At 44.2% G+C, this 17,498-nt stretch carries 17 protein-coding genes; 15 read left to right on the top strand and 2 right to left on the bottom strand.

The genetic code is table 11. From position 1 onward, the window contains the following. Positions 1 to 70 precede the first annotated feature (70 nt). The gene (locus tag BW716_RS17305; protein ID WP_083724224.1) at positions 71 to 811 is read right to left on the bottom strand and encodes a superoxide dismutase; all 741 of its coding nucleotides are present in this window, start codon (positions 809 to 811) and stop codon (positions 71 to 73) included. 441 nt (positions 812 to 1,252) lie between these two features. Between BW716_RS17305 and BW716_RS17300 the strand changes: the two genes are divergently transcribed. From BW716_RS17300 to BW716_RS17280, 5 genes are all read left to right on the top strand, one after another. Then, complete coding sequence (locus tag BW716_RS17300) at positions 1,253 to 2,359, top strand: ThiF family adenylyltransferase (RefSeq protein ID WP_235643780.1); 1,107 nt, start codon at positions 1,253 to 1,255, stop codon at positions 2,357 to 2,359. A gap of 116 nt (positions 2,360 to 2,475) precedes the next feature. Beyond that, positions 2,476 to 3,186 carry a hypothetical protein gene (locus tag BW716_RS17295; protein WP_083724210.1) on the top strand — a complete coding sequence of 237 codons (711 nt, stop codon included), beginning with the start codon at positions 2,476 to 2,478 and terminating at the stop codon, positions 3,184 to 3,186. Between the two features lie 20 nt (positions 3,187 to 3,206). After that, positions 3,207 to 5,330, top strand: coding sequence for a 7TM diverse intracellular signaling domain-containing protein (locus BW716_RS17290; RefSeq protein WP_083724208.1), 2,124 nt, complete (start codon positions 3,207 to 3,209; stop codon positions 5,328 to 5,330). Positions 5,331 to 5,414: 84 nt separating this feature from the next. Next, positions 5,415 to 6,512 carry an ATP-binding protein gene (locus BW716_RS17285; protein WP_083724206.1) on the top strand — a complete coding sequence of 366 codons (1,098 nt, stop codon included), beginning with the start codon at positions 5,415 to 5,417 and terminating at the stop codon, positions 6,510 to 6,512. Further along, a complete protein-coding gene (locus BW716_RS17280; protein WP_083724204.1) occupies positions 6,496 to 6,915 on the top strand; it encodes a two-component system response regulator in 420 nt (139 codons plus the stop codon). Before BW716_RS17285 ends, BW716_RS17280 begins: the two co-directional genes overlap by 17 nt. An 8-nt stretch (positions 6,916 to 6,923) precedes the next feature. Here the strand turns inward: BW716_RS17280 and BW716_RS17275 are convergent, their stop codons facing one another. Beyond that, positions 6,924 to 7,268, bottom strand: a complete 345-nt coding sequence (locus tag BW716_RS17275) for a helix-turn-helix domain-containing protein (RefSeq protein ID WP_083724202.1) — start codon at positions 7,266 to 7,268, stop codon at positions 6,924 to 6,926. A gap of 115 nt (positions 7,269 to 7,383) precedes the next feature. Between BW716_RS17275 and BW716_RS17270 the strand changes: the two genes are divergently transcribed. The 10 genes from BW716_RS17270 (at position 7,384) to BW716_RS17230 (ending at position 17,452) form a co-directional block, all read left to right on the top strand. Next, entirely contained in the window at positions 7,384 to 7,980 is a 597-nt protein-coding gene (locus tag BW716_RS17270; protein ID WP_235643764.1) for an FMN-dependent NADH-azoreductase, read from the top strand. A gap of 175 nt (positions 7,981 to 8,155) precedes the next feature. Next, positions 8,156 to 8,305 (top strand): hypothetical protein, encoded by a 150-nt coding sequence (locus BW716_RS36790; protein WP_179091166.1) that lies wholly within the window; start codon positions 8,156 to 8,158, stop codon positions 8,303 to 8,305. A gap of 12 nt (positions 8,306 to 8,317) precedes the next feature. Next, the gene (locus tag BW716_RS17265) at positions 8,318 to 9,016 is read left to right on the top strand and encodes a M17 family peptidase N-terminal domain-containing protein (RefSeq protein WP_083724198.1); all 699 of its coding nucleotides are present in this window, start codon (positions 8,318 to 8,320) and stop codon (positions 9,014 to 9,016) included. Between the two features lie 54 nt (positions 9,017 to 9,070). Further along, a complete protein-coding gene (locus tag BW716_RS17260) occupies positions 9,071 to 9,547 on the top strand; it encodes a DUF1275 family protein (protein WP_143708887.1) in 477 nt (158 codons plus the stop codon). Position 9,548: 1 nt separating this feature from the next. Continuing rightward, complete coding sequence (locus BW716_RS17255; protein WP_083724194.1) at positions 9,549 to 11,750, top strand: histidine kinase dimerization/phosphoacceptor domain -containing protein; 2,202 nt, start codon at positions 9,549 to 9,551, stop codon at positions 11,748 to 11,750. Next, positions 11,747 to 13,072, top strand: a complete 1,326-nt coding sequence (locus tag BW716_RS17250) for a sigma-54 dependent transcriptional regulator (RefSeq protein ID WP_083724192.1) — start codon at positions 11,747 to 11,749, stop codon at positions 13,070 to 13,072. Before BW716_RS17255 ends, BW716_RS17250 begins: the two co-directional genes overlap by 4 nt. Positions 13,073 to 13,254: 182 nt before the next feature. Beyond that, complete coding sequence (locus BW716_RS17245) at positions 13,255 to 13,584, top strand: hypothetical protein (RefSeq protein ID WP_143708886.1); 330 nt, start codon at positions 13,255 to 13,257, stop codon at positions 13,582 to 13,584. An 88-nt stretch (positions 13,585 to 13,672) separates the two neighbouring features. Then, the gene (locus BW716_RS17240) at positions 13,673 to 14,668 is read left to right on the top strand and encodes an ABC transporter transmembrane domain-containing protein (RefSeq protein ID WP_083724188.1); all 996 of its coding nucleotides are present in this window, start codon (positions 13,673 to 13,675) and stop codon (positions 14,666 to 14,668) included. A 31-nt stretch (positions 14,669 to 14,699) separates the two neighbouring features. After that, the gene (locus tag BW716_RS17235) at positions 14,700 to 16,028 is read left to right on the top strand and encodes an HlyD family secretion protein (protein WP_235643762.1); all 1,329 of its coding nucleotides are present in this window, start codon (positions 14,700 to 14,702) and stop codon (positions 16,026 to 16,028) included. Then, positions 16,025 to 17,452 carry a TolC family protein gene (locus BW716_RS17230; protein ID WP_083724184.1) on the top strand — a complete coding sequence of 476 codons (1,428 nt, stop codon included), beginning with the start codon at positions 16,025 to 16,027 and terminating at the stop codon, positions 17,450 to 17,452. Before BW716_RS17235 ends, BW716_RS17230 begins: the two co-directional genes overlap by 4 nt. Positions 17,453 to 17,498 lie beyond the last annotated feature (46 nt).

Genomic DNA, 17,498 nt, shown 5'->3' with positions numbered 1-17,498 from the left:
GCAAGAGCGTTTTTGTTTGCACACACAAATTAAAAGGCTGGCTATTTGCCAGCCCTTTTAATTTGGTTAATTATTTCACTGCCGCAGCATACAACTTATCCACTTCATTCCAGTTAATCACATTCCAGAAAGCACTGATATAATCAGGACGCACGTTATGATACTTCAGATAATAAGCATGCTCCCATACATCCAGTGCCAGAACCGGCGTACCCGTTTCCTTCACAATCCCTTTCATTAAAGGATTATCCTGATTTGGTGTCGATATCACCTGCAGCTTCTTAGCTGGTGTAACAATGAGCCATGCCCAACCAGAACCAAATACTGTTTTTGCAGCAGTATTGAACGCATCCTGGAATTTCTCCCATGAGCCAAAAGATGCTGTTACAGCGGCTTTCAGCTTGTCGGATGGAGTAGTTTTAGTAGGTGACAGCAATGTCCAGAACAGAGAGTGATTGTAGTGACCACCACCATTGTTACGAATGGCTTTATCATCTGCTTTTATTGTAGCCAGGATTTCATCCAGCGTCAGGCTTTCGTACTTAGTACCTTTTACAGCGTCGTTCAGATTTTTCACATAGGCGCCATGATGCTTATCATGGTGGATTTCCATTGTCGTCTTGTCGATGTTTGGTTCCAGTGCATCAAAAGCATACGGCAAGGCAGGCACAGTAAAAGGAGCTTTTGGGCTATTTCCGTTCGTTTCTTTTTTTCCCTTCAATGAAGCAGCACTCACCATACCGGCAGGGTTGCCCACAGCAGCAGCTACGCTGGCAAGACCGGCTAACTTAATAAATTCTCTTTTATTCATATACCAGGTATTAAAATTATGATGTAGATAATTATTCAATTTACGACGACCTGCTGTATGCCACAAATACTACACCAATTATTAAAAAAATTTAATCAATGACGGCGTTGTGGCAACTACGTATTTCACGGTTTATTCCTAAAATAACGTCTATAAATCACATTCTTTTGAAATTAATTGTTATTTTACCATAGCTTTCATGTGAAACTTTAACAATTTTTTTTATTTGATTATAAAAACTATTTGTCCCGAAACTACATGATGACGAACTAATATATGTAGTACGCTAACTAACCAGGCCTTCAGAGGGCTTTAACCTTATGCCGATACATATCTCTACACTTAGGGGTGGGTGCTGATACAATATTAAATTTATTAATTATACAATTCATATTCCAATTTATACCATTCGTTGTTCATAATTTTTTTATGCCAGGCAAAATGAGACTATTAGAAGAACATATAAAACAACAACAGCCAGAAACAGACAATTTCACACCATCCTTTTATAGGTTGGGAAATGCCGAAGAGTATAAATCCCTTACCAGCTTATTGAGTAATAACCCGCATATCCGCGTTTATGACCACATCGTATCACAGTTGAAGGAACTCATTAAGATCAGCAACCCGACCAAGCGTTTGACACCTGAAGAGTATGAGCAGCATTTAGCCGCTTATGTTGGAACACAGGCGCTGGAAGAAATCGGAGTATGGGTGTATTATCCATGGGCTGACAGAGTAGTGCACATAGTAGATGAAGAAGATTTTATTGCATTGCGCACAAGCCGCAACCAGCATAAGATCACGAAAGAAGAAATTGAAACACTGCGTACAAAGAAGATCGGCATTATCGGTCTCTCAGTAGGTGGCAGTATCGCGCTTACGATTGCTATGGAAAGAGTGTGTGGAGAGTTGAGACTATCGGATTTTGATAAAGTAGAACTGACCAATATGAACCGTATCCGTACGGGCATACACAATATACAAATATCCAAGGCGGTAGTAGCAGCCAGGGAAATAGCAGAACTGGATCCTTTCATCAAAGTAAAATGTTACCTGGATGGCGCAACAGAGCAGAACCTGGATGACTTTTTTACTGCTGATGGTAATCTGGATGTACTGATAGAAGAATGTGATGGAATCGATATAAAAATTCTGAGCCGGGTAAAGGCAAAAGCTTTGCAAATCCCGGTAATAATGGACACCAATGACAGAGGGATGGTGGATGTAGAACGTTTTGACCTTGAGCCTGACAGGCCCCTGCTGCATGGTTTTATCCCTGCCGATCTGGACCTGGAACGCTTAAAAGGGCTGACTGACGCAGAAAAATTACCCATCTTCCGTCCCATGGTTGCCCTGGATGATATGTCTGCCAGGATGAAATACTCCCTGAGCGAAATTGGTAAAACTATCACCACCTGGCCACAGCTGGCCTCCTCCGTTGTATTGGGAGGTGCTGCTGTTACAGACACCTGCAGGCGCATATTGCTGAATCAATACAAAAGCTCTGGCAGGTATTATGTAGACTTCGAGCAGATATTTGTTTAAATCAAGCTGGTTAGAACATAACTGCATTGCATTCTTTGCAAACGAATGCAATGCAGCTATGTTCCCTCCATCCCTAGTACCAATGCTATTATTAAAGAGTACCCACATGCAAAATCATGATTACAGTAAGGGCATTTAGAGCACCAGACGATCCTGAAGCCTGCCTGAGGTTTTACAACGGCCACCTCCGGTTGTTGGAGATCTATTTTGGGATTGCTAAAATCACGTCCGGTAATGCGGACTGGATGCAACATGAAAATAGTATTGTAATTATTGTTGAAGATGAATCCCGCACCAAAACCTACGGTGGCGCCAGAGTACAGCTGGCTGACGGTGTCATTCCCCTGCCTATAGAAACTGCGATCGGCAAGTACGACAACAAGATCTATGACATGGTGAAACCCGGTAGTGCGGAGATCTGTGCAATGTGGAACTCCAAGGAAGTAGCCGGTATGGGCATCGGTAGCCAGGTACTGGCCAGGGCAGGCGTAGTACTCGCTGCACAGCTGCCAATAGATAATTTTCACGTATTATGTGCACCCATCACCACACGTATCGGAAAGAGAGTAGGATTTATGATCGACGAATCCCTCGGCGATAAAGGCACCTTTTTCTATCCTAAAGACGACTTCGTAGCCACTGCCATGGTGATCAACGACGTCAATACCCTGGAATATGCAGATCCCAAAGAGCGGGAACTTATCTATGATCTGCGCGAACATCTTGTTCAAACCAAAACAGAAGTTGGCCCCAAAGGCTCTTACGAAGTCAGTTATCACCTGGAAATTCCCGACTATCAATATACCAAAGTGCAGAGTGAAAGGTGAATTTTTTCTAAATTTATCGCATGTTCCGGATCATTACCTTATGGTTATTCGCCCTATTATGCTATCTGCATACGCAGGCAGCAGCTCCCTTTGTATATGAGGAAGGCATGCCCCTCACCCGCATAGGCAAATACCTTGAATTATTTACTGACAAGTCAAACAAGCTCGGGATCGGAGATGTGCAACACATTTCCTTTGTCTCACCAGGAGAGAATGTACCTAACCTGCAAATCACCCCCTATACCCATTGGGCACGGTTCCATATCGAAAACCCCGGCGCCGCCCGCAAACTGCTGCTGGAAGTAGAATATCCCACCATCGACGATATTACCCTCTTTGAACAAATGCCTGATGGCAGTTTCAAAGAAACCAGACTAGGGGAATTCACCCAGTTTCACAACAGAATTTTCGATCATCAGAACTATATATTCCCCCTCGTATTCCAGGCACACAGTACCCATTTGTACTACCTGCGCATCAAGGCGGGAGAACAGTTACAACTGCCTATCTACATTGGTACCAAAGAGCAGATTACGACCAAAAACAGCTCCCGGGGACTTATCTTCGGGTTGTATGTCGGGGTCATCCTCGCTATGTCGTTTTATAACCTCTTTATCTTCCTTTCTACCAAGGATAACAGTTACCTGATCTATGTAGCCTACAATATCTTCGTAGGCCTCACACAAGCTACCCTGCAGGGGTTTGCCTTCCGCTTTCTATGGCCTTCGTGGCCCTGGATGGAAATACATGCCACCGTACTGGTACCCATCTTCAATGGACTAACGGCATTGATGTTCGTACAGCAGTTCCTGCAAACGAAGCAACATTACAGGCGTGGACACAACCTGATCAACTACCTCATTTATGCATACCTGGTATGTTTCATTCCTGCCCTGCTGGATTGGTATACCATTGCGCAGGTGTGGGTACAGCTGGTAGTTTCTGCCGCTGCCGTCATCGTATTTATCGTACCACTCAGGATGAGCCGGATGGGCTATAGCTCCGCCCGTTTCTTTTTGCTGGCATGGTCTGTGTTCCTCGTCAGTGTGATCATATTCGTACTACGCAATATGAACGTGCTGCCATATAATGACTTTACCTATTATGCACTGCAGATCGGCTCAGGAATGGAAGCCCTGCTCCTCTCCTTCGCACTGGCACACAAGATCAATGTATTCAGAGCCGAAGCCCTGCAAGCCTCACAGGAGAATGAGCGCCTTGTAAGAGAGCAGAATATTATACTGGAAGACAAAGTGCATAAACGTACGGAAGAGTTACAGGCCAGCAATGAAGAGCTGAATGTAGCCCTCAAAAACCTGAAAGACGCACAGACACAACTTGTGGAAAGAGAGAAAATGGCATCTCTGGGTCAGCTTACTGCTGGTATTGCACACGAAATCAATAACCCGATCAACTTTGTCACTTCCAATATCAAGCCGCTCAAAATGGATATAGCAGATATTAAAACGCTGCTTAATAAGTACGATGATCTCGCCACCGCCACCGATGTGAAAATGGAACTGCGGGAGATCGCGGCTTACAAACAAGAGATAGACATTGACTATATTCACGAAGAAATAGCCTCACTGATAAAAGGTATTGAAGATGGTGCCACACGTACGGCTGAGATTGTCAAAGGATTACGTACCTTCAGCCGCCTTGACGAAAGTGATGTGAAATCGGTAGACCTGCACGAAGGGCTGGATAGCACGCTGGTACTCCTGAAGAACAGCATTCCGCCAAATGTAACGGTCACGAAGCACTACGGTACACTACCTAAGATTGAATGCTATGCCGGTAAAATGAACCAGGTATTCATGAACATACTGACCAATGCCTTCAATGCGATTAATACCCATTCAAACGGCAGGGAAGAAAGTGTGATCATCACTACCTGGCAGGAAGATGAAATGGCCGTGATCAGTATCAAAGACACTGGTCCGGGTATGACAGAAAAAGTAAAAGAAAAGATCTTCGACCCATTCTTTACTACCAAAGACGTAGGCGAAGGTACAGGCCTGGGCCTTTCTATCGTATTCAGTATCATAGAAAAACATCAGGGACGGATATTCGTTAATACTGCACCCGGGGAAGGTGCAGAATTTATTATATATTTACCATTGAAGATAAACACTATGACCTAGTGTCATGCTCCGATGGTACCCCCCCAGACAGGAATAGAGCCCTGCAATTAAATCATTATCGTTTTTTGTATAAAACATTAGTGGATGAAAGAAAACCGTATCAGGATTCTCTACATTGACGACGAAGTACACAACCTAAATGCTTTTAAAGCCAGCTTCCGCCGCAGTTATGAAATTTACACAGCAAACTCCGCCCAGGAAGGCAAGCAGTTACTAAAGAGCATCGATGTACACATTATCATCGCTGACCAGAAGATGCCCGTATCTACCGGTGTTGAATTCTTTAATGAGATTAAAGATACCTTGCCTGATCCCATGCGTATCCTGCTCACCGGCTATACCGATGTAGAAGACATTATCGATGCCATCAACAAGGGGCATATCTTCTCCTATATCAAGAAACCATGGGATGAGCACGAGCTGCACAGAACCATTCAGAATGCCTACGAAATATATGCAACCCGCAAACAACTGAAAGAAAAGATCATCGAACTGGAAAAGATCAATGATGAGCTGAACCGCTTTATCTACTCCACTTCGCATGACCTTCGCTCTCCGCTCATGTCTGTACTGGGTATCATTAACCTGAGCAGACTGGATAACTCTGTTACTGACCCTAACGGCTATCTGAATATGATCGAAGTATGTATTCAGAAACTGGATGGCTTTATTCAAAAGATTATTGAATACTATCGCAATTCAAGATTGGATGTGGAGTATGAGAAAATTACTTTTGACCATCTGCTGAATGAATGTATCACACAATTCAAACATCAGAATACAGCGATAGAGTTCCAGGTCAATGTAGACCAGCCGGTTGAATTTAAGGGAGATACTTTCCGAATTAGTGTAATTTTAAACAACCTTATATCAAATGCTGTTAAATATCAGAAACCGGATGAGGTGCATCCAAAAGTGAACCTGGCAGTAAAAGTAGAGCCCCACAAAGCAACGCTGGTAATATCGGACAATGGTATTGGTATATTAAGTGAACACCTGAACAACATCTTCAAAATGTTCTTCAGATCTAAGAATAACAACAAGCCGGGCAGCGGCATTGGCCTTTATATAGTGAAAGAAGCCCTGAACAAGATTGGCGGTACGATCAATGTAGAATCCAAGTATGGAGAAGGTACACAATTTGAAATAAGCATTCCGAACAGAAATGATTTCGATTCCTGATTTACGTGTGATTTTGATAGATGACAATGAAGTGGACCTTCTATTGCATGAAAAGTTGATTGCCATACAGCAGATCAGCCGGACTATACTTGCTTTTAATAATGCCAATAAAGCGCTTGAGTTTCTATCGTCCAATATAACATTACCTCGTATTCCTCCTACCATAATATTGTTGGATATACAAATGCCGGAGATGGATGGGTTTGAATTCCTGGAGGCTTTTGATAGTTATCCTGCTAAGATCAAATCGCAGTGCCATGTGATCATGGTATCCTCTTCGCTTGATTATAGTGATATCAGCCGCACGTATGCCAATCCCATGGTGGTGAAGTTGCTAAAAAAGCCTTTGCTGGCGAAGGAGCTGACAACTGCGGTAGCCGATATTTTCAGAGACTTTTCCTGAGCACAACTTTACTTATCCATTATTAACTTTCTATGGGCACGCCCCCAGTTGCCGAGTTCTGAAATCACGGCAAACAGTGATTCTCCGTGGGGCGTGATCCTGTATTCTACTACAGGAGGAAAAGCATCATATTCGGTGCGTGAAATAATCTTGTTAGCTTCCAGGCTTTTTAGCTCTTTGGAAAGGGTTCTGTCTGTAATGGGAGCCAGCTCTTTGGCGAGCTGGTTGAAACGACGGGGACCAAAGCCCAGATGAATCAGGAGCTGGAGCTTCCACCTGCCACCGAGTACATCAAGGGCATCTTTGACAGGAATGATGTGTTTTCTGCATGTTTCTTTGGTTCGTACGCTCATGGTACAAAAATACGACATATTACTATCCTGTAGGATAGTGCTATCCGGGAATATAGTATCGACAGCCGCGAGGAGATTGTAGATACTTTTGGGTTAAAATTTAAAAATAAGCATCATGAGAATATTGCATTTGATCACCAGCCCAAGAAAGTCTCAGTCGTATAGCGCACAATTAGGAAATGCCATTGTTGAAAAGCTGACTGCTGCTCATCCCGGTAGCACTGTAGTAATTCGCGACCTGGCCGCAGCACCGTTTCCACACCTGGAAGAAGCGCATATTCAATCCTTTTTTACCCCTGAAGAAAATAGATCTGCTGAGCAGGTGAGTGCGATTGCACATTCTGACGAAGCAATTGCTGAATTGCTGGCAGCAGATGTAGTGGTAATCGGCGCACCAATGTATAACTTCAGTATTACTTCCAATCTGAAGTCATGGATTGATCATATTGCCAGAAGAGGAAAGACATTTAGCTATGGAGCAAATGGACCGGAAGGATTGGTGAAAGGCAAGAAAGTATATCTGGCTATTTCTACAGGAGGCGTCTATTCTGAAGGAATGATGAAGGTGTATGATTATACAGAAAATTACCTGAGAGCGGTGTTAGGGTTTATGGGCATGACGGATGTGACCGTGGTAAGAGCAGAAGGTTTGAGTGTACCAGGTGTACAGGATACTGCAATGGAAAAAGCGTACGAAGCAATTACTGTGTAATTCATCCTGCAATATATTTTTCAAAACCGCACTCCTTTTCCGGGTGCGGTTTTGTTTTTTTTATTCAAAATACGAAATACGGTAAATAAGCCATTGTCTATATTTATTTTAAACAATTGATTTAAAGCATGTTAACCCTCGGCATACAGATTGCCCCCTGTAAAAACATCATAACATGAAACCATTTCCAGGTCCGGTGAACCTGATAGACCTGCATCATTACAGTAACATGCCATTTGGTGAGCACTTCGTAGTGCAGGCAGATGCTGTATTTAACTGGCGCTACTCCTTATGGCATCTTCGTCAATACACATGTCGCATTTAAATTTTAATAAACATGAAACGCACAATAGTTCTAACCACATTATTACTCGCACACATTTTTGTACATGCACAGCAAACTACAACCGCTGTTGGCACCACCAAAGCCTGGGGTAAAGTAGATGGCGTCACCATAGAAGGACTGGTACAAGGCCCTTCAGCAACCGTGGCAGACCTGCAGATAGCCTGTGTATTTGAATATACCGAAGGCGATATTTTCAACGCCCCTCCTGCCCTGCCAGCAGCACTCAATGGCATGGTACATCTGGATGAAGCCACCAATGGCCTTATCACTGAAATCCGTAAGTCCGGCCAGTTTGCAGGCCATGCACTGGAAACAATTCTCATCACACCGCCAGCGGGCAAGATCAAGGCAAAGAAACTGTTGCTCATCGGTCTCGGCGATCGTAATCAATTCGCACCCGGGCTGATGACGAAAGTAGGTAGTGTCGCTATGCGTGAAGCACTGTCACTGAATGTAGCTTCTCTGTCATTTGCAAGTGATCTGAAAGATGCGGGTATCGACTCTCCGACAGCACTGGTAGCAGAGAATGTGACCAAAGGTATGCTGCAGGCTTATAAAGTAGCTGAATACCTGAAAGATAAACACTATGCTACTTTCAAGCCTCTGAGCAAAGTGATTCTGCTGGCAGGACCTTCATTCTTCACCGTAGCAGGACAAGGCATTGAAACAGCTATTCAATCATTCCAGTAATTATGAAAGCTGATCTCATTTTGATGCACTCCGCATGTTGACTTTCCCACCTTTGTGGCGGCGGTGATGATAGGTGGCTGGCTGGCCAGGGTACTAGTCAGAAAGTACCGGATCATGCTGGGGGAAAGCGTGCTGCTGATGCTGACTGGGGTGCTGGCGATGTTCCTGCCCCTGATGAGTTCCTTTATGTTATATTTGCTGGTATTCATGGTAGTGGTGGCAATGGGACTGCAGAATGCCTTTGGTAAACTCTTTGCCAAAGAGACGCATGGTCCGGGCACGATGATGACGGGCAATGTAACACAGGCTGCACTTGATCTGGGCAATCTGGTACGTACTGGTTTTAAAGAGCCGGCAGCCATGCAGCGTTTTCGAAATGTCTCCATATTAATCGGAGGCTTTTTGCTGGGATGCCTGATGGGCGCCATTATGGCCAGATACCTGGGATTGACGTCCATCATTGGACCAGGTGTAGCCATCTGTATCTGTTATCTGATGAGGGAAGCACTGCCACGCAAACAGCTGGTATAATATGATGCATGATCTTCAAATAAAGGGAGTGGCCACTTTGGTGGCCCTCCTGTTTTTTATTCCTTCATTTGGACAGGATACCGCGAAAGTCAGCGCCCTGTACAGAGATGGGCAACGCCTGATCCTGAAGACAGGTTATGAAAAACAGGATATGGATTCTGCCTGGACCATTGCCAGACAGATAGATTCTCTCAGCAGAAAGATGAACTATCAGGGAGGCATTGGTATTGGTAAACTCCTGACCGCAAAGATCCTGAACGAATCACACAGGGATGATGGCCGTCGTGCTACCAGCATGGAAGCCTACAATATTCTCAGGAAGTATGGTACACCCCGGTTACAGGCAGAAGCCCTGATCGAAATAGGAGGCACTTTTCAAAACAGATCCACCGATCTCCCTGCAAAGATTCTCTACTACGAAGCTGCCGTCAATATTTACCGCAGCATCCACGATTACCTGAGCGCAGCCAGTATGCTGGAATTCGTAGGGGATCTCTATAGTGTGAACGGAGAGTATACCAAATCATTACAAACACTTCAGACCGCGTTACAACTTTACAACCAAGTACACTTTATAAGATTACACGGACTCTATAGCCTGATGGGGAATACCTATACTTTTCTGAATGATTTTCCCAACGCACTCCGTTATAACCTCATGGCTATGCAAACGGGAGAACAACTACATGAAACAGGTATTATCATGAGCCCTATCTACAACCGTCTTGGTATGATTTTTTATACCATAGATCAATATGAACAGGCATTGGAATACTTCAATCGTGGGTTAAAAATTGCTTATTCAAACAGCGATACGAATAGCATACAAAGTATTCAGATCAATATTTCATTCATTCTTCGTAAGCTGGGTCAGTACAAAGCTTCGCTGGATACGCTTCATAAGATAGAATCCCTCATTCCCATTGCTAAAGAAGATGATGACGCCTGGGTAGATCTGTTGACCCGTTATATCAACACCTATCTTGCCATGAAAGATTTTAAAAGCGGAATGCCGTACTTCAATAAGATCGTAACACTGTACAACAGGCAAAAATTATCGCCTTATTTCAGACAGATAAGCAGGCTTGCAATAGCTGGCTATTTGCAGGGCATGGGAAAAATGAAAGATAGCAAACCCTACCTGGTAGCTTATTCAGAGGATGTCCTGAACCGTGACGAACCAGCCATCAGGTTACTACAAAGCCACCAGTTACTGTATCGTGCAGATTCTGCAGCGGGCGATGTACAAGGAGCACTGGAACACTATAAGCTATATAAATTATTCTCAGATTCTACTACTAATCTGAATAAATCAAGACAACTGGCTGTGCTACAGATCCAGTTTGAAACCAATAAAAAAGACCAGGATATTCAATTATTACGACAAAAGTCAGCATTGCAGGAAGCATCATTACAAAAAGAAATTATATTCAGGAATGTAATCTTTGCAGGAGTATGTGCATTGCTGATTATCCTCGCGCTGACATATAACCGTAGCAGGCTGAAACAACGCAGCAACCTGCAATTGCAACAAAAACAGGAGGAGATCAATAATCAGAATGAATTATTGCGCAAGCTGCTACAGGAAAAAGAATGGTTACTGAAAGAGATTCATCATCGGGTAAAAAACAATTTACAGATTGTAATTAGTCTGCTTAATTCCCAATCCAATTACCTGGACAACCAGGACGCTATCGATGCGATCCGCAACAGTCAACATCGTATGCATGCTATGTCACTGATCCACCAGAAACTATACCAGACGGACAATCTGGCCAGGATTGACATGAGCTGGTATATCAGGGAACTGGTGGCTTACATGCAGGAAAGTTTCCCGACAAAAGCACAAATACAATTCAACCTGGATATTACCCCACTGGAATTAGATGTTGCACAGGCAGTACCGCTGGGACTTGTGCTGAATGAGTCAGTGAGCAATGCCATCAAATATGCATTCCCCGGAACACGTCAGGGTATTATTGAAATTTCGCTAAAAAACATAGATGAGCAGCACTGGCAGCTTCGTATCTTCGATAATGGAACAGGACTGCCTGAGCAATTTAACCTCGATAATACATCATCACTTGGCATGAACCTCATGCGTGGGCTGAGTGAACAGCTGGATGGTACATTTGAGGTGACGAGTGAGCAAGGTACTGTCATTACAATAGTTTTCCCCGCTGCGCAAAAAGAAATGATATGAAGATATTGATTGTAGAGGACGAGTTTATTGTAGCAAACGATTTGCGGCTGATGCTGCAGAAAGCAGGATATACGGTAGTCGGCATAGCATCGGGCGTGGTACAGGCCCGCAAGCTGATTGAGAGTAAACAACCTGACTGGATGCTGATAGATATTATACTCAAAGGCGACCTGACGGGCATTGATCTGGCGAGGGAGCTGATGACACAGCGCTTACCTTTCCTTTTTATTTCAGCGAATACAAACCAGGATATACTGGAAGCGGCTAAGACCACGAACCCGTATGGCTTTCTTGTAAAACCATTCAGGGAAAAGGATCTGCTGGTCATGCTGGATATTGCCTTCTTCAGACATGAATTAGAAGCAAAGCAACAACAGCCGGCAGTACTACAGGATACAGGGATGGTAGGCCGGAGCAGGGCATTTTCGAATGTATTGGACCACATCAGCAAAGTAGCACCCAGCAATACTTCTGTGCTCATCACCGGCGAAAGCGGTACAGGCAAGGAAAAAGTAGCAGCAGCGATACATAGGGCTTCTTCCCGCAGTCATCAGCCAATGGTGACGGTAAACTGTGCAGCATTGCCTTTATCACTGGTAGAATCAGAGTTGTTTGGATATGAGAGAGGGGCTTTTACAGGTGCAAACCAGCAACGGATCGGGAAGTTTGAACAGGCAAATGGAGGTACCGTATTTTTAGATGAAATAGGTGAATTGCCCTTAGAGGCACAGGTAAAACTGCTGCGGGTATTGCAGCAGCGGGAAGTAGAGCGATTAGGAGGACAGGCAATTATACCTATTGATGTGCGGATCATTACTGCTACAAACAGGAATTTAGAGAAAGAGGTGGCTGAGGGAAGATTCAGATTGGATCTGTATTACAGATTGAATGTGTTTCCCATAGAAGTGCCCCCATTGCGGGAGCGGAAAGAGGATATAGAACCGTTAGCATATTATTTTTTAGAGAAGTTTGGGAAGACAGTCAATAAGATCAGCGCAACTGTATTGCGACAAATGAAGGAATATCCCTGGCCAGGGAATATCAGGGAACTGGAGCACCTGATCGAAAGACAGGTATTGCTGGCAGAGGGATCGGAGATCACTTCGATTGATTTGCGGTCACAACCAGATATTACGCCAGTGGCTTCGTCGGAGGTGATCAAGACCATGGAGGAAATGGAGAAGGAGCATATTATCAGGGCGCTGCGCGCCAGTCATGGCAAGGTCAGTGGTGCAGGAGGAGCTGCCGCAGCCTTGGATATAGCTGCGCAAACCCTATTTGCAAAGATGAAGAAGTTTGGTATTCAGCAAACCTATCAATGAGTTATTCTACACCGGCATACATACTTTCCCACAAAACAGCATGCGTCAAAGCCTATACTTTTTACGGTAATTTTAGTGAAGATCTTATTGGGACTATATTATATCCTGTTCAATTCATATAAATAATTGTTATAACACTACTATTTTTAGGCTGAATCCCTATATTTGTAACAGTGGAAACTGTGAACAATTTAAGGAACTCGTCGTTAAAGAGGATAATATGGTTGCTGCTGATTACAGTATTTACTGTAGGCGCATGCCGTTATTCGTACGCTTTTTACAAATCCTATAATATCGAGAATGCCAGTGACGAAGCGCCTATCGGCGACTTTGGGGATAACTGTGTAAAAAAAGGCGGCAAAGAACTCTTCTCATTTTATGAAGACGGCCTCAGCCTTTCCACACTTACCTGGGCCTCTCCACTTTCTGTACATTGGGAGACCTATAGTTTTAGCATTTTTAAAGAACCCCTCAGGGATGTGCTGACCCCTCCTCCACTTTTATTCATTTAAATCCTGATCAGGCTTCGTTACCGTCATAACACACCAGTATATATAGTAATACTACATCATCAATTCATTACTAGAATAAACTTTGTTTATGAAGAAGAAGAAGAAGCATGCGGATGCTCCGTCACCCTGGCAAAGGTTGGTGAGGTTGTTACATCACGAACGAACCTCTATCAATTACATTTTTATTTATGCCGTACTTATCGGCATCATTGGTCTCACGCTGCCGTTAGGAACAACGGCTGTCTATAACTTGCTGTCCAACGGTTCTATGTATAGTTCTACCTATATCTTAATAGCGGTAGTACTGACAGGTATCGTGATTGGGGGTGCACTATTGATCGGACAACTGACGCTTGTTGAATTTCTCGAGCAGAAGATATTTGCCAAAGCGGCCATGGAGTTCGCGTATCGCCTGCCCCGTATCAAAAAGGAAGAAATAAATGGTGAACATCCACCAGAACTGGTGAACCGTTTCTTTGATATTCTCACTATTCAAAAAGGCCTGACTAAATTGCTGGTGGACATTGTAGCTGCATCCGTCCAGATATTTTTCAGTGCCATACTCCTCTCCTTTTACCACCCTGTATTTATGGCGGTGGGGTTATTTGCTATTGCCGCCATCGCACTGGTGCTCATACTCTATTTCAGACATGGGGTCAATACCAGCATTGACGAATCCGGCTATAAATATGAGCTGGTCGCTCACCTCGAAGACGTAGCAGCTGATCTGGACACCTACCGTGGCCATCCTGAAAAGATGGACCAGGTATGTAAAACCACTGACGAGATCACCGCTAAATATCTCATGGCCCGTAATGATCACTTTAATGTACTGAAGAAATTCTTCGTCAGTTCTGTAGCACTACGCACCATCCTGATGGGCGGTCTGCTGCTGATGGGATCATTTTTCGTAGTAGAAAGAGAAATGACTTTCGGTCAGTTTGTAGCTGCGGAAGTGATCGTGGTACAGATTAGTTATGCTATTGAAAAACTAATGACTAGTCTGAATACAGTATTTGACATGGTAACCGGCGCAGAGAAACTGGCTGTAGTCACTGATCTTGAAATAGAGGAGGGCAAATAATATGGCACAAAATAGTTTACATCATAAACACATGGAGGCTTTGAATACACAGTCACAAGCCGAACTCATTCAGATAAATGGATCGCAAATGCTGGGCAAGATCATGAGCATCTGCCTCGTCATATTCTTTATCATCCTGCTCCTGCCCTGGCGCCAGACCATTCCAGGCAAAGGAACTGTCACCGCGCTAAGGCCTGAAGACCGTCCTCAGACTGTGCAAAACCAGATAGGTGGGCGGATTGAACACTGGGCCGTGCGCGATGGTCAGGAAGTAAAAAAAGGGGATACGATCCTGGTGATCTCAGAGACCAGCCAGTCTTACTTTGACCCTGAATTGCCAGAGCGGCTCGCAGAACAGCTGGAAGCCAAAAAGAACAGCGAAAGCGCTGCCGTACAGAAAATGGAGGCAACAGCTGCTCAGATCCAGGCCATGAACCGTGGATTGCAATACCAGTTGTCCGCTGCCGAAAATAAGGTGCGTCAGTCCGAAAACTATGTGAAGATGGACAGTGCTGACCTGGTAGCTGTACAGAATTATTACGAAACATCTAAAGCCCGTCTGGAACGGTACGAATCCGGCTATAAGAATGGCCTGTTCTCACTGACTGACATTGAAACCCGCCGCCTCAAACTGCAGGAAGACAATGCCAAAGTGATCGGACAACAAAACAAATTGAACAACTCCAAACAGGGCTTACTAAATGCACTGATTGACCTGGACAATATCAGGGCCAAGTACCAGGAATCACTGGCCAAAGCCCAGTCGGATATGAGTTCTGCTTTGTCAAGCCGTGCAGGCGTAAAAGGAGATATTGCCAAACTACGCAATGACATCTCCAATATCACGATACGCCGTGGTCTATATGTAGTACGTGCACCACAGGACGGATATGTGGTAAAAACACTGAAAGCTGGTATTGGCGAGAATATCAAAGAAGGTGAATCCATTGCAACACTACAACCACTCCATCCACAGGTGGCGGCAGAATTATATGTAAATGCCATGGACGTGCCCCTGATCCTGGATACGAGCGATGTTCGATTACAGTTTGAAGGCTGGCCATCAGTGCAGTTTTCCGGATGGCCTTCAGTAGCAGTAGGAACATTTGCGGGCAAGGTATGGGCGATTGACAGGATCAGTAGTAATGGTGGTAAATACAGATTGCTGATAAAACCTACTACGCCGGTTCCTCAAAATGATGAGGCCTGGCCTATTCAGCTCAGACAGGGTTCTGGCGTATATGGTCGTATTATTCTTCGATCAGTGCCGCTGTGGTATGAAATCTGGCGACAACTGAATGGTTTCCCGCCAAGTTTGGAGAAAGAGCCTTCAACAAAGGATTCAAATAGTAAGAAATGATGAAGAAATTAAGCTATTATTTAATTGCCGGCTTACTACTGTTTTCGTGGGAATGTGCTTATGCGCAGGATACGGCCAGAATCTTTTCGCTGGGGGATCTGGAAGATATCGTTTTCATGAATCATCCTATCGTAAAGCAGGCGGCTTTATTGAGCGATGCGGCAAAGGCCAGCGTGCTGCAATCAAAAGGAGAATTTGACCCGACATTGAAATCTGCTTTCGGACGTAAATTATTTGGTCATACTACATACTATAATAACTGGCATAATGAACTGAAGGTACCATTATACATTGCCGGTGCTGATCTGAAAGTAGGCTATGACCGCAACACGGGTGTGTATACAAATCCTGAAACACATACAACCGATGCAGGTCTTGTGGCAGTAGGTTTGAACATCCCACTTGGTGCGGGGTTGCTGATTGATGCGCGGCGTAGTACGCTCTGGCAGGCAAAAGCCATGCTGAACTATGCAGAAGCAGATAAAGTGAAACAAATAAACAGCGTGTGGTTTGGTGCCGTAAAAGATTACTGGAACTGGTACTATGCCTTCAGGGAATATGTGTTGATTAAGGAAGGGCTGGATCTTGCCACAAAGCGTTTTAAAGCATTGACTAATCAGGCATTGCTGGGTGATAAACCTGGACTGGATACCATTGAAGCAAGCATCACGGTACAGGACAGGGAGATCCAGCTGGCTAAAAGTGAGATAGAAGTAAAGAATGCGATGCTGGTACTTTCCAACCATCTCTGGAACGAGAAAGGTACACCGCTGGAGCTACCCAAAGACGCGATTCCACAGGAGTCAAATCAGCAACTGCAATTGCCAGACAGAGTACTGCTGGACTCTTTACTTGGATTAGCCGATATGCATCCGGAGCTGGTAAAGCTGCGTGCAAAGGGAGAGCAACTGGATGTAGAACGCCGGTTTGCACAGGAGAAGCTGAAGCCCAAGATCAACATCAATGGATCATTGCTGAGCAGACGTACAGATTTTGGTTCTTATGTACCGGATTATTATGACTTTGGATGGAGTAATTACAAGATAGGTGTCGATTTTGCTTTCCCGTTGTTCCTGCGTGCAGAGCGGGGAAAACTGAAACAGGTCAGATTTAAACAGCAGCAGGTAGATTACGATCTGATGCAATCCGGACGCGAGATTAACAATGATATCACGGCCTCATTTAATAGCCTCACAGCTTATCAGTCACAGCTAATCGTGCAGGTGCGGAGTATTAATAACCAACAGGCATTATTAGCAGGTGAATTGCAGAAATTTGATCTGGGAGAGAGTACGCTGTTTTTGATTAATAGCAGGGAAAGTAAGCTGATAGATATGAAAATCAAGAGAGAGAGTATCATATCGGGGTATCAGAAAAAGCTGGCTGAATTATATTATAAAGCTGGAACCAGACAGCAATTATAAGATAAAAAGACCGTCTCAAAAGGAGACAGTCATCAATAATTTAAGC

The organism is [Flexibacter] sp. ATCC 35208 (assembly GCF_001975825.1).
Lineage (GTDB): Bacteria > Bacteroidota > Bacteroidia > Chitinophagales > Chitinophagaceae > Chitinophaga.
The sequence above is the reverse complement of the archived record's forward strand: the minus strand, read 5'-3'. Positions and strand labels throughout refer to the sequence as shown.